Consider the following 13,473-nt stretch of genomic DNA (forward strand, 5'->3'; position numbering starts at 1 on the left):
TTAAAAGAATGTTGATCCTTCGTTCCATCATGCCAATCGCAAAAAACCTCTTTTGTACAAGGGCTTTGGCTAAGGATTTTTTATTGGTAGAAGCGGTTTTGTGGTACAATAGGCTAGGAATAAGAATCTTGGAGGCCGCTTATGATTTTGTATTATATGATCGCCATTGTTATCCTTATTCTTGATCAATGGACAAAATGGCTGGTTGTCACAAAAATGGATATCGGGCAAAGCATCCCGATTATCGAAAACTTTTTTTATTTAACCTCCCATCGTAATCAAGGAGCCGCTTGGGGAATTCTTCAGGGACAAATGTGGTTCTTTTATATTATTACGGTGGTGGTCATTGGATTTGTGATTTATTACTTACACCAATACGGAAAAGAAAGCAAGGTCGTTGGTTTTGCTCTCGCGTTAATCCTGGCCGGAGCCGCAGGGAATTTTATTGATCGTGTTTTTAGAAAAGAAGTCGTCGATTTTGCCAACACGTATATTTTCTCTTATAATTTTCCAATTTTTAATGTTGCCGATTCGTCTCTTGTCATTGGCGTGATATTTGTTATGATTGCTACTTTCGTCGATGAACGGAATAAGAAAGGAAGTATGGAGTCTTGAGTGAACACTATAATGTAACAGAACAAGATCAATCAAAACGGATTGATAAATTGTTATCAGATGTTATCGCAGATGCTTCTAGATCCCAAATCCAAGGGTGGTTGAAGGATGATGTGGTTCTTGTCGATGGCAAAGCAGTAAAAAGTAATTACAAAGTTCAGGCAGGGGAAACGATCACATGGAGGGTACCAGAACCAGAACCGATGGATATTCTTCCGGAAGACATCGATCTTGATATCGTTTACGAAGACCAAGATGTAATTGTAGTCAATAAACCATCAGGTATGGTTATTCATCCAGCAGCCGGACATTATTCGGGAACTCTCGTTAATGCTCTTTTATATCATGTGAAAGACCTCTCCGGAATCAACGGTGTTGAACGTCCAGGTATTGTTCATCGGATTGATAAAGATACAAGCGGGCTTTTAATGGTTGCCAAAAATGACCTTGCCCATAAGTCCCTGGCTGAACAGCTATCAAAAAAAACAGTCGAGCGGAAATATGAAGCTATTGTTCATGGAGAAATCCCACATGAATATGGGACAATCGATGCACCTATAGGGCGCGATCCAAAAGATCGGCAGCGTATGGCCGTTGTTGAGGACGGGAGAGAAGCGGTTACCCATTTCCGTGTCCTTCGCCATTTTGATGCCTTTACATTAGTGGAGTGTACTCTTGAAACAGGCCGTACCCACCAAATCCGTGTTCATATGCGGTACATAGATCATCCACTTGCGGGTGATCCAAAATATGGCCCCCGCAAAACGTTGGATCTAGAAGGGCAGGCGTTGCATGCTAAATCTCTTGGCTTCGAACATCCAAGAACAGGGGAATGGAAAAAATTCGAGGTGGAAGCACCACAGGAATTTACGGATACATTACGCTATTTGGAAACGAGAGAAGGCTGAACTTGCAAAAGAATGGTTGACAAACGCCGCGGGGTTTGTCATAATTCCTTATAGAATATAAAGACCTTTAAAAACAGTCCCGTGAGGCTGAAAAGGTGACGGTTTATACACAGGTGATGTGTATAGGAACCCCTTTTCTGCCTTTATGCGGGAAAGGGGTTTTTTGTGTAAACCATAAACGTTTGTCAAGGGAGGACCTATCCATGAATGCAAAAGCAACGGTGCTTGATGAGGCAGCTATTCGCAGAGCATTAACGCGAGTTTCCCACGAAATCATTGAAAAGAATAAAGGGATCGAGGATCTGGTCCTTGTAGGAATAAAAACACGTGGAGTTCCAATAGCTCAGCGCTTGAAACAAAAAATTCAGGAGATTGAAGGGGAGGACCTGCCGGATGGCGAGTTGGATATCACCCTCTACCGGGATGACCTGACTCTTCAGGATAATGGAGCCGAACCTCAGTTAAAAGAAACGAATATAGAAGCAGATATTGATGGAAAGAAAGTTATACTAGTAGATGATGTGCTCTATACCGGACGAACTGTGCGTGCCGCGATGGATGCATTGATCGATCTCGGAAGGCCGAAAGAAATACAACTCGCGGTTTTAGTGGATCGGGGGCATCGAGAACTTCCGATTAGGGCGGATTATGTTGGGAAGAACGTCCCGACATCACAAGAAGAAATAATTACGGTTACTTTATCGGAAACAGATCAAAAGGATGAAGTGAACATTTACGAAAAGTGAATGAATAGAAACCTTTAAAGGAAGTCCCGTGAGGCTTAAAAGGTTCGTAATGGATAAACGTGTGATAGCCACACGTCTACCTCTTTGCGTACTTTTTAAGCGCAAAGAGGTTTTTTTATGGGCTCATTGTTACCGATAAGTTTTTTCGACACCAAAGGAGGACATCACAATGAAACAACGTAAAGCAGCATTAGATGTTAATGAAGTACCCGCCATGAATAAATGGCTTGTCTTGAGCCTGCAACACTTATTCGCCATGTTTGGGGCAACCATCCTTGTCCCGTTTTTAACGGGATTGCCCCCATCGGTCGCCCTGGTTTCCAGTGGTTTTGGGACGCTTGCCTACCTGCTGATTACACGTGGAAAAGTACCCGCTTACCTAGGCTCAAGTTTTGCTTTCATTGCTCCCATCATTGAGGTATCCCAATCGAGCGGCGTGGCAGGTGCCATGGTGGGAAGTTTCTTGGCGGGGCTTGTTTATGGAGTCGTTGCCCTGCTCATCTCTATGTTTGGAACAAAATGGCTGATGGCCCTTCTACCACCGATTGTCGTCGGCCCGGTCATTATTGTGATCGGCCTCGGTCTTGCGTCAACAGCGGTGGATATGGCCATGTATTTGCCAGGTCAGGAGGAAAACATATACAGTGGAAAACACTTGATGGTTGCACTTGTGACGCTTGCGATTACCATTATAGCGTCGATTTATTTTAAAGGATTCTTTGCTCTGCTTCCGATCTTATTCGGGATTATTGGCGGGTATGTGTTTGCACTTACTCAAGGTATTGTGGACACGAGTGGGATACAGGAAGAATGGACGGCCATCACAAGTGCAGGATCCTTCATGGGTGTGCTCGCTGCCATTTTTCAAATGCCTGAATTTGTTGTCCCTTTTGTCGACTTCTCCCCATTGGAGGTGGTCAGTTGGGAAATCGCCTTTCTGATGGTTCCTTTTGCCCTTGTCACAATTACGGAGCATACAGGGGATCAAATGGTACTATCCAAGGTCGTAGGCAAGAACTTCTTAAAAGAACCAGGGCTTGATAAATCGATTCTTGGAGATGGAGTTGCCACATTTATTGCTTCCTGTCTTGGCGGACCTCCAAATACGACTTATGGAGAGAATATTGGGGTTCTTGCTATTACTCGGGTCTTCAGTGTGTTTGTCATCGGAGGAGCGGCAGTGATCGCCATCATTTTTGGGTTCATTGGAATGGTGACAGCAATAATCGGTTCTATTCCAACAGCTGTCATGGGAGGGGTTTCTATCCTCCTGTTCGGGATTATCGCTTCCAGTGGATTGCGAATGTTGATTGATAACCAGATTGACTTTGGAGAAAAGAGAAACTTGATCATTGCCTCTGTCATTCTTGTCATTGGTGTAGGAGGAGCCTTTGTTCAGGTAACGGAAGAGGTGCAGATTGCAGGGATGGCCCTTGCCGCCATCGTCGGAATTCTTCTGAACCTCGTTCTTCCTGGCAAGGAAAAAGGTTATGGAAACGGCCGCATGTTTGAAGAGCCAGCGGTTGAAGAGGATGAAAAAAATAATCAGGTCGCTTAACCAACGCTAGATACTACGTTTTAAATGAGTCCAGAGAGGCTCGAAAAGGTGTACTAGGGATTGGCTCGTTTGTCATGCAGCGAGTCAAGCACCCCCAGACACCTGGGGGTGCTTTTTTTCTCTTTAGTGCCGAATAAAAAAGAACGGAGAGATGATTCATGACAACTATTCCACGAAACCAGCACTTACTTTCCATTCAACAGTTGAACAATGACCAGATTTATCAACTGCTTTCATTGGCAAAAAGAATGGAAATTCCAGAAGAACGGCCATCCTTCTCCGGTCGTTTTGCTGCTAATCTTTTTCTTGAACCAAGCACTCGGACAAAAACAAGTTTCCACATGGCTGAAAGGAAACTTGGCTTCGATGTTGTAGAGCTTGCCGGAATGGATTCGAGTTTAACCAAAGGAGAAAGTTTACAGGACACGCTGAAAACTCTTGCGGCGGTTGGGGTTGATCTTGCGGTTGTCCGGCAATCCCAAGTAGGTGGGCTACGCGGCTGTATGGATGGTCTGGACATGAAGCTTATAAACGCCGGAGATGGGTGTGGAGAACACCCTACTCAATCACTGCTTGATATATACACCATTTATGAACAGTTTCAAACGTTTAAAGAATTGCATGTATGTATCGCCGGTGATGTTAAACATAGCCGTGTTGCAAGGTCGAATGCTTATGCTCTCCGGCAGCTAGGAGCAAAGGTTTCTTTCGTGAGTAAACCCCAGTGGCAGGATACTTCAATGGCGGGGGTCTACATCCCGATGGATGAAGCGGTAGAGAGTTGTGATGTTCTTATGCTACTTCGTATTCAGCATGAAAGACATAGCACGTATGAGAAGACAGGGGGCTACCTGGAAGCGTTCGGGCTGACACAGGAAAGGGAAGCCCGAATGATGGATCACAGCATCATTCTTCATCCCGCCCCTGTCAATCGAGGGGTGGAAATCGATAGTGCGCTTGTTGAATGCGACAAATCAAGGATCTTCAGGCAAATGACGAACGGGGTAACGATGCGTATGGCTATCATTGAGGCAGTAATGAAAGGGGAGCTTTAAATGAAAACGAAAATTATTAATGGGAACGTGTACACAAAGGATGGCTTTCAGGAAGCGGAAATCCTGATTGAAAAAGGAAAGGTTTTAAATATATCCAGTCACGTAGGGGAAGCAGATGAAGTGATCAATGCAAACAACCGTCTTGTCCTCCCTGGGTTTGTAGATGTCCATATCCACTTGCGCGAGCCAGGGGATGAAGAAAAAGAAACGATCCAAACAGGTACACAAGCAGCAGCGCGAGGAGGATTTACTACGGTATGTGCCATGCCGAATACGAAGCCTGTCCCAGATTCCAAAGAAACGATGAACCACCTGTTGGAAAAAGTGAAGAAGCAGGCTTCCGTACGAGTGTTACCTTATGCGTCCATTACTACTCGTCAGCTGGGTAAAGAATTAGTTGATATGGAAACCCTCTCAGCTTTAGGCGCTTTTGCTTTTACAGATGATGGGGTCGGGGTTCAAACCGCTGGTATGATGTATGAAGCGATGAAGGAAGCCAGCCGCTTAAATAAAGCGATTGTCGCCCACTGTGAAGACAACTCGCTTGTTTACAAAGGGGTCTCCCATCTTGGAGAGGTGAGTGAACGTTTAAACCTTCCTGGAATCGCAAATGTAGCGGAATCTGTACAAATTGCAAGAGATGTCCTTTTGGCTGAAGCCACAGGATGCCATTATCATGTATGTCATGTGTCAACAAAGGAATCTGTTCGTGTCATTCGTGACGCGAAAAGGGCTGGGATTCCTGTGTCTGCAGAAGTAACGCCGCACCACTTGATCCTTAATGAAACAGATATCTTGGAAGATGATGCGTTCTTTAAAATGAACCCGCCGCTTCGTTCAGAAGCCGATCAGAAAGCTTTAATAGAAGGGTTGATCGATGGAACCATCGATTTTATTGCGACCGATCATGCCCCTCACACGGAAGAGGATAAACAGCAAGGGTTCTTATATTCACCATTTGGGATTACTGGTCTTGAAACAGCCTTTCCGCTTTTATATACACACTTGGTAGAAAGAGGGGAGCAGACCCTAGAGCAGTTGATTGAATGGTTGACCAGGAAGCCAGCTGAAACGTTTGGACTTTCATATGGAACATTAGAAATAGGAGGTTTCGCAGATCTAACCTTCGTTGATGTCCATACAGAGAAGCTAATTGACCGAGAACAATTTATATCCAAAGGGAAAAATACCCCATTCCAGGGATGGCTGGTAAAAGGCTGGCCGGAACGAACGATGGTTGAAGGAAAAATCGTATGGGAGGAGAAAACAAATGAAGCAGCTCGTACTTGAAGATGGAACCGTATTTGTAGGAGAAGGGTTTGGGAGTGATTGTCAAACCATTGGGGAGGTTGTTTTCAACACAGGAATGACAGGATATCAGGAAGTGATTTCTGACCCATCCTATTGTGGACAGATGATTACATTTACCTACCCGCTTGTTGGAAATTATGGAGTCAACCGTGATGATTTTGAAACAGTAAACCCGGCTGCACTCGGAGTGATTGTTAAAGAACACTGCACATTCCCATCCAATTTTAGGAATGAAGAAACCATCGATGAATTTTTGCAAGCTAAGAATATCCCTGGGATCAGCGGGGTGGACACAAGAAAATTAACAAAGATCATTCGAAAGCATGGAACAATGAAAGCTATGATCACATCAGCAGACCGCTCGATTTCTGACGTGTTAAGGGAACTTGAATCAACACCGTTAGCCCGAGATCAAGTACAACAAGTGTCGACCGTTAAACCATACGTCGTCCCAGGACGAGGAGAGCGGATCGTACTGATGGATTTTGGAATGAAACACGGGATTTTAAGAGAATTTACGAAACGCCATTGTCACGTAACGGTAGTTCCTTATCATACGACGGCTGAAGAAATCCTACGATTAAAGCCGGATGGGGTTATGCTTTCCAATGGTCCCGGAGATCCAAAGGATGTCCCTGAAGCTATTGCTACGATTCGAAAACTCATAGGACAAGTACCTGTGTTCGGCATTTGTCTCGGACATCAGCTTATCGCACTTGCTTCAGGTGCGGATACATCAAAAATGAAATTCGGTCACAGAGGAATCAACCAACCGGTTAAGGACCTGGAAACTGGAAGAACCTATATCACATCGCAAAATCATGGATATGCAGTCAACACCCATTCATTGGAACAGACAGATTTGCGTCTCACGCAAGTCTCATTGAATGACGATTCTGTGGAAGGAGTCAGGCATGCACAATTCCCGCTTTTTTCCGTTCAGTACCACCCTGAAAGTTCTCCTGGGCCAGAAGATACATCCCATTTATTTGATGAATTCATTACGATGATTAACACCGAGCAGAAGAAGACAAAGGAGGACTCCAAATGCCTAAGCGTACAAATTTAACAAAAATCCTTGTGATAGGGTCTGGACCGATCGTGATCGGTCAGGCGGCAGAATTTGATTATTCCGGCACGCAAGCTTGTCAGTCTTTGAAAGAAGAAGGATATGAAGTGGTATTGGCCAATTCGAATCCGGCTACAATCATGACTGATCATACCTTTGCTGATCAAGTATATATGGAACCATTGACTCTTGAGTTTTTACAAAAAATCATTCGCAAAGAAACCCCTGACGCGATACTTCCAACACTTGGAGGGCAGACCGGTTTGAATCTAGCTGTGGAGTTGAGCGAATCTGGGATTCTAGAAGACTATAATGTGGAGTTATTAGGAACACCGCTTGATGCGATCCAGCGGGCAGAAGACCGTGAGAAATTTCGTTCCTTGATGCATGAATTGGATCAACCGGTCCCAGAAAGTGAAATTGTCAGTACAGTTGATGAGGCGCTGGAATTCGCTTCTGAGATAGGCTATCCTGTCATCGTCCGTCCTGCTTATACGATGGGAGGAGCAGGCGGAGGCATGTGTGACGATGAAGGGCAGCTGAGAGAAACGGCTAGAAATGGCCTGTCCATGTCCCCTGTAGGGCAATGCTTAATTGAAAAAAATATCGCTGGTTTTAAAGAAGTCGAGTATGAAGTTATGCGTGATGGGGCAGACAATAAAATTGTTGTTTGTAACATGGAAAATTTTGATCCGGTGGGCATTCACACAGGAGACTCCATTGTTGTAGCTCCTTCTCAGACACTGAGCGACCGGGAATATCAAATGCTCAGAAATGCTTCATTGGAAATTATCCAAGCGCTTCAAATCGAAGGCGGATGTAATGTCCAGCTCGCTCTTGATCCTGATAGCTTTCAATACTATGTCATTGAAGTGAATCCTCGGGTCAGTCGTTCTTCTGCTCTGGCATCGAAAGCAACAGGATATCCGATAGCGAAACTAGCAGCGAAAATTGCTATCGGTATGACATTGGATGAAATTCAAAATCCGATCACAGGCACCACCTATGCCTGTTTTGAACCGGCGCTCGATTATGTGGTAACGAAAATCCCACGCTGGCCATTCGATAAATTTGCCAAAGGGAATCGAAAGCTGGGTACGCAGATGAAGGCAACGGGAGAAGTGATGAGTATAGGGCGAAGTTGGGAAGAATCGCTCCTTAAAGGGATACGATCCTTGGAAGGAGATACGGAAGAGCTGTATTTATCTTATGCCGCCCGCTTGAAGGACGAAGAATTAACAGAGCGATTAAACAAAGCGGATGATGAAAGAATCTTCTTACTTGCAGAAGCTCTGCGAAGAGGGTATTCGATTGAAAGTTTACATGAAACCACAGGCGGCATTGATTTGTTCTTTCTTTATAAGCTTGAACGAATGATCCAGTTTGAAAAAGAAATGGCCAGCGAAACTCTTTCGCTATCTTTATTGGAAAAAAGTAAAAAGCTCGGTTTCTCTGATCAGCAAATTGCTCGCTTAACAGAGAAGAGCAAAGCAGATGTGAGGGATATGCGCAGACAACATCATCTCCTTCCTGTTTATAAAATGGTGGACACATGTGCTGGCGAATTTGAGTCGGAAACTCCTTATTTTTATAGTAGTTATGAGGATGAAAATGAAGCGATTCCAACAAAGAACAAAAAAGTGCTTGTCATCGGTTCCGGCCCGATTCGGATTGGGCAGGGAGTAGAATTTGACTACGCTACCGTTCACTCCGTACTTGCTTTGAAGGAAATGGGTTACGAGGCCATCATCATGAACAACAATCCAGAAACTGTCTCTACAGACTTTAGCGTTTCCGACAAGCTTTACTTTGAGCCGCTCACGATCGAGGATGTGATGAACGTCATTGACCTCGAGCAACCCGAAGGTGTCATTGTGCAGTTTGGGGGACAGACAGCGATTAACCTTGTTGAGGAGTTGACGAGGGAAGGGATTCAAATATTAGGAACAACAATGGAGTCGATTGATAAAACGGAAGACCGGGATTTGTTTGAACAACTGCTCAACGACTTAGACATTGCAAAACCTGGCGGAGAGAGTGTGACAAGTGAAGAAGAAGCTTTTCGGGCAGCTGAAAAAATCGGTTATCCTCTTGTCGTCAGACCTTCCTATGTCTTGGGAGGCCGGGCTATGGCAATTGTCTATTCAGAAGAAGAACTTTCTTCCTATTTAGAAGCCAATGTTACGGTGCATAATGGCCATCCGATTTTAATCGATAAATATATGACGGGGATGGAAATTGAGGTCGATGCTATTTCAGATGGGGAAGATGTCTTTATTCCTGGCATTATGGAACACATCGAACGTGCAGGTGTCCACTCAGGGGATTCCATGGCTGTTTATCCAACACAGAGACTGACAAAAGAGGTCGAACAACAATGCATTGATGCCACCATGAAAATAGCCAGAGAATTAAATATGAAAGGTCTCATCAACATCCAGTTCGTCGTATTTGGAGATAAAGCTTACGTGCTTGAGGTGAATCCACGGGCAAGCCGTACGGTACCTTTTCTTAGCAAAATCACAGGGGTTCCTATGGCCCGGCTTGCTACGAATGTCCTCTTAGGCGAGCGTCTAAGTGATCATGGGTACACATCAGGAATTGCGGAAAAACCAACGGGTGTATATGTCAAAGTGCCTGTCTTCTCTTTTGAAAAACTGAGAAGTGTCGATACGACGCTTGGGCCTGAGATGAAATCAACCGGTGAAGTCATCGGGTATGATCAGACATTGGAAAAGGCGCTTTACAAAGGGATGACTTCTGCAGGATTGAAAATCCCTACCCAAGGCTCTGTCTTGTTAACAGTTGCAGATAAGGATAAATCCGAAATGGTGGAAATTGCGAAAACCTTCTTCGAACTCGGTTTCCGTCTTTTTGCTACAGAAGGAACGGCGTCGGTCATCCAGGAAGCGGACATTCCTGTTGAAGCGGTAGGCAAAGTAGGATCTCACCAGCGGGATGTGATCGACTTGATTCAAAATGGGGAAGTTCAGTTTGTTGTCAATACTCTGAATAAAGGGATGCGGGCAAGATCGGATGGCTTTAGAATCCGCAGAGAAGCTGTAGAACATGGGCTTGCTTGTTTAACGAGTCTGGATACAGCTAAGACCATTGTCGAAGTCATTAATGCCATGTCCTTTTCCGCTCGAGCCATCACACCTATGGAAGGAGTGCCTCAATGATCAATGAATTAATGAGTATTCTTTCCCATGAACCATTGGCTGAAGATACGTACCGTCTTGTTTTACACGGGAAGATGGTTCATGAGATTAAAGAACCGGGACAATTCGTTCATATCCGCATGGATGGTTTCTATTTACGCCGCCCTGTATCCATTTCTGATTATGACCCTCTGAACGAGACGATCACCCTTATTTATAAAGTGATGGGGGATGGAACAGAAGCCTTAACGAAACAGAACCATTCCCTGGAGGTCCTCGGACCTCTGGGGCAAGGTTTTCCTATCGATCAAATCCATGCCAATCATGCGCTCCTCATTGGAGGCGGTGTTGGGGTACCTCCTTTATACAGCCTTGCTAAACAATTAAGGAGGAAAGGTGTCTCGGTAACGAGCATTCTCGGGTTCAGATCAAAAGAAGAGGCATTTTTGCTTGAAGATTTCGAAGCATTAGGTGATGTCCATATCACCACTGAAAATGGAACACTCGGAAGGTGTGGCCGTGTCACCGATGTACTCTCTGAGATGGCGGGAAATTGTGATATGTACTTTACCTGCGGTCCTACCGCTATGCTGAAAGCAGTGGCAAACGATCTTCCGGATACCCCTGGTTTTTTATCGATGGAGGAGCGAATGGGATGCGGCATTGGGGCATGTTTTGCCTGTGTGGTGCCATCCAAAGATGAGAAAGGGTATAAGAGAATTTGCTGTGATGGACCCGTATTCCGTGCAGAAGAGGTGGTACTATGAATCTTTCTATTAAACTTCCAGGATTGAGTATAAAAAATCCAATCATGCCTGCTTCCGGGTGCTTTGCATTTGGGAAAGAATTCTCCCAATGCTATGATCTTTCTGAATTAGGAGCTGTCATTATGAAAGCAGCTACAAAAGAAAAACGGTTCGGGAACGGAACACCACGGGTGGCTGAAACGGCGAGTGGTATGCTGAACGCGATTGGGCTGCAAAACCCTGGGGTGGAAAGTATCATCAGGGATGAAATTCCTTTTTTAAAAGAAAAAGGAGTTCCGATTATGGCGAACGTAGCTGGTCGTACAGTGGAAGAGTATGTGTGCGTTACGGAAAGAATCTCCCCCTATGTCGACGCCATCGAGCTGAATATTTCCTGTCCAAATGTAAAGGAAGGGGGCGTCCAGTTCGGGACCCATCCACAGTTAGCAGGGGAAGTGATTGAACAGGTGGTTCAAGTCAGTCACGTTCCGGTTTATGTAAAGCTTTCCCCTAATGTTACTGATATCGTGGAGATGGCTATAGCCGCGTCACAAGCAGGAGCTTCCGGATTATCGATGATTAACACGTTGACAGGAATGAAAATTGATCCCAAAACGCGTACGCCTGTGATCGCAAATGGGACAGGTGGATTGTCTGGCGCAGCTATTAAACCAATCAGTATTCGAATGATTCATCAGGTCTATCAGGCGGTTGACCTTCCTATCATTGGTATGGGCGGGATTGAATCAGCTGAAGATGTGTTGGAGTATTTACTGGCTGGAGCCAGTGCCGTCGCGATCGGAAGTGCCAATTTTAAAAATCCATTTATTTGTAAAGAAGTGATTGACCACTTGCCTAAGACTCTGGAACGGTACGGGTTTTCAAGTGTTGAACAAGCCATAGGAGGTGTCCACCATGAAAAAGCTGGATCCCATTTACTTCGCTCTTGATTTTGAATCAGGAAAAGAGGCGCTTTCCTTTTTAAATGAGCATTCCCTTGAAGGAATCCCCGTAAAAGTGGGGATGGAGCTATATTACAAAGAAGGAGCTTCCATTATTCATGCTTTGAAGAAAAACGGACATTCGATCTTTCTCGATTTGAAGCTCCACGATATACCTGAAACCGTCAGCCGTTCAATGAGAAGCCTTGCAGGGCTTGATATTGAGGTTATAAATGTTCATGCCCAAGGTGGAGCTGAGATGATGCAGGCAGCCAAAAGAGGACTAGAAGAAGGAGCAGCTGGAGAGGTACCTCTCTTATTAGCTGTAACGGTTCTTACCTCTTCCGATCAGAAAATGCTGAACGAAGAGGTGCTCGTCAACCACTCGTTATCGGATGTCGTCAAACATTATGGCCAGTTGGCGGAAAAGTGTAGAGTGGATGGCGTTGTTTGTTCGGTCAGTGAAGCAGCTATTATTAAGAAGGAAACAAATCTGGCTGCTTTAACACCTGGCATCCGACTTTCCGGTGGAGAGAAACATGATCAAAAACGGGTCGCTACCCCTGCCGTTGCAGAAGAAAAAGGGAGTGATTCGATTGTCGTCGGACGTGCTATTAGAGATGCACGGCAACCAGAGAAGACGTATCAACAAATAAAGGAGGCCTTCCAACATGCAAAGTCCGTCCATCATTCGTGATTTGCTGGAAATTGGAGCAGTCAAAATTGAAACCGAAGACTATTACACATGGACATCTGGTTTGAAATCCCCTATTTACTGTGACAACCGTTTAACGATGTCCTATCCCACGATCCGAAAGAATATCGCTAAGGCTTTTGTGAAAAGAATAGAAGCCCTTGATCAAGAGGTCGATGTGATTGCGGGGTGTGCAACGGCAGGCATTCCCCATGCTGCCTGGGTGGCAGATTTAATGAATCTGCCAATGGTATATGTAAGATCATCGGCTAAGAAACATGGCAAAGGAAACCAAATCGAAGGCCATATAGAAAAAGGGCAAAAGGCGGTTGTCATCGAGGATTTAATATCGACCGGGAAATCTTCCATCGAGGCCGCAGACGCGCTTCAGCAAGAAGGGGTGGAGGTTATCAAAGTGATATCTATTTTCACTTATGACCTTTCCCAAGCAAAGGAATCATTTCGAGATAAAAATTATTCCTATCAAGCATTAACAAGCTATGAAGAGTTGATTCATCAGTTGGTGGAAGATCATCAATTAGAAGCAAAGGAAGAAATTAAATTAAGAGAGTGGCGAGAGAATCCTTACATTTTTACGAAAACTTAACGGCTAGAAGAGTTGCTATTTCTTTTGTGTCCTAGTAGGATGAAATCATCAAAAGCGTATTG

12 protein-coding genes are annotated in these 13,473 nt (G+C 44.7%); all 12 read left to right on the top strand.

Annotated features, from left to right (window positions below; all coding sequences use genetic code 11):
- The first annotated feature begins 141 nt into the window (after positions 1 to 141).
- Entirely contained in the window at positions 142 to 615 is a 474-nt protein-coding gene (lspA, locus tag BLW54_RS08320; RefSeq protein WP_035505489.1) for a signal peptidase II, read from the top strand.
- Complete coding sequence (locus BLW54_RS08325; protein ID WP_074733930.1) at positions 612 to 1,523, top strand: RluA family pseudouridine synthase; 912 nt, start codon at positions 612 to 614, stop codon at positions 1,521 to 1,523. The genes lspA and BLW54_RS08325 overlap by 4 nt, the downstream gene beginning before the upstream one ends.
- Before the next feature lie 203 nt (positions 1,524 to 1,726).
- A complete protein-coding gene (gene pyrR, locus BLW54_RS08330; protein ID WP_035505486.1) occupies positions 1,727 to 2,269 on the top strand; it encodes a bifunctional pyr operon transcriptional regulator/uracil phosphoribosyltransferase PyrR in 543 nt (180 codons plus the stop codon).
- Between the two features lie 169 nt (positions 2,270 to 2,438).
- Positions 2,439 to 3,827, top strand: coding sequence for a solute carrier family 23 protein (locus BLW54_RS08335; protein ID WP_035505484.1), 1,389 nt, complete (start codon positions 2,439 to 2,441; stop codon positions 3,825 to 3,827).
- Positions 3,828 to 3,985: 158 nt separating this feature from the next.
- Positions 3,986 to 4,882 (top strand): aspartate carbamoyltransferase catalytic subunit, encoded by an 897-nt coding sequence (locus BLW54_RS08340; protein WP_074733932.1) that lies wholly within the window; start codon positions 3,986 to 3,988, stop codon positions 4,880 to 4,882.
- The gene (pyrC, locus tag BLW54_RS08345; protein WP_074733934.1) at positions 4,883 to 6,172 is read left to right on the top strand and encodes a dihydroorotase; all 1,290 of its coding nucleotides are present in this window, start codon (positions 4,883 to 4,885) and stop codon (positions 6,170 to 6,172) included.
- Entirely contained in the window at positions 6,153 to 7,262 is a 1,110-nt protein-coding gene (locus BLW54_RS08350; RefSeq protein WP_035505478.1) for a carbamoyl phosphate synthase small subunit, read from the top strand. The genes pyrC and BLW54_RS08350 overlap by 20 nt, the downstream gene beginning before the upstream one ends.
- Positions 7,241 to 10,444: a carbamoyl-phosphate synthase large subunit gene (carB, locus tag BLW54_RS08355; protein ID WP_074733936.1), complete on the top strand. Its 3,204-nt coding sequence runs from the start codon at positions 7,241 to 7,243 to the stop codon at positions 10,442 to 10,444. The genes BLW54_RS08350 and carB overlap by 22 nt, the downstream gene beginning before the upstream one ends.
- Positions 10,441 to 11,190 carry a dihydroorotate dehydrogenase electron transfer subunit gene (locus BLW54_RS08360; RefSeq protein WP_074733938.1) on the top strand — a complete coding sequence of 250 codons (750 nt, stop codon included), beginning with the start codon at positions 10,441 to 10,443 and terminating at the stop codon, positions 11,188 to 11,190. The genes carB and BLW54_RS08360 overlap by 4 nt, the downstream gene beginning before the upstream one ends.
- Entirely contained in the window at positions 11,187 to 12,119 is a 933-nt protein-coding gene (locus BLW54_RS08365) for a dihydroorotate dehydrogenase (RefSeq protein WP_035505471.1), read from the top strand. The genes BLW54_RS08360 and BLW54_RS08365 overlap by 4 nt, the downstream gene beginning before the upstream one ends.
- Positions 12,085 to 12,807 carry an orotidine-5'-phosphate decarboxylase gene (gene pyrF / locus BLW54_RS08370; RefSeq protein ID WP_074733940.1) on the top strand — a complete coding sequence of 241 codons (723 nt, stop codon included), beginning with the start codon at positions 12,085 to 12,087 and terminating at the stop codon, positions 12,805 to 12,807. Before BLW54_RS08365 ends, pyrF begins: the two co-directional genes overlap by 35 nt.
- Positions 12,782 to 13,411, top strand: a complete 630-nt coding sequence (gene pyrE, locus BLW54_RS08375; protein ID WP_035505467.1) for an orotate phosphoribosyltransferase — start codon at positions 12,782 to 12,784, stop codon at positions 13,409 to 13,411. Before pyrF ends, pyrE begins: the two co-directional genes overlap by 26 nt.
- Positions 13,412 to 13,473 lie beyond the last annotated feature (62 nt).

It is taken from the genome of Halobacillus karajensis (genome assembly GCF_900108515.1).
Taxonomy (GTDB): Bacteria; Bacillota; Bacilli; order Bacillales; family Halobacillaceae; genus Halobacillus; species Halobacillus karajensis.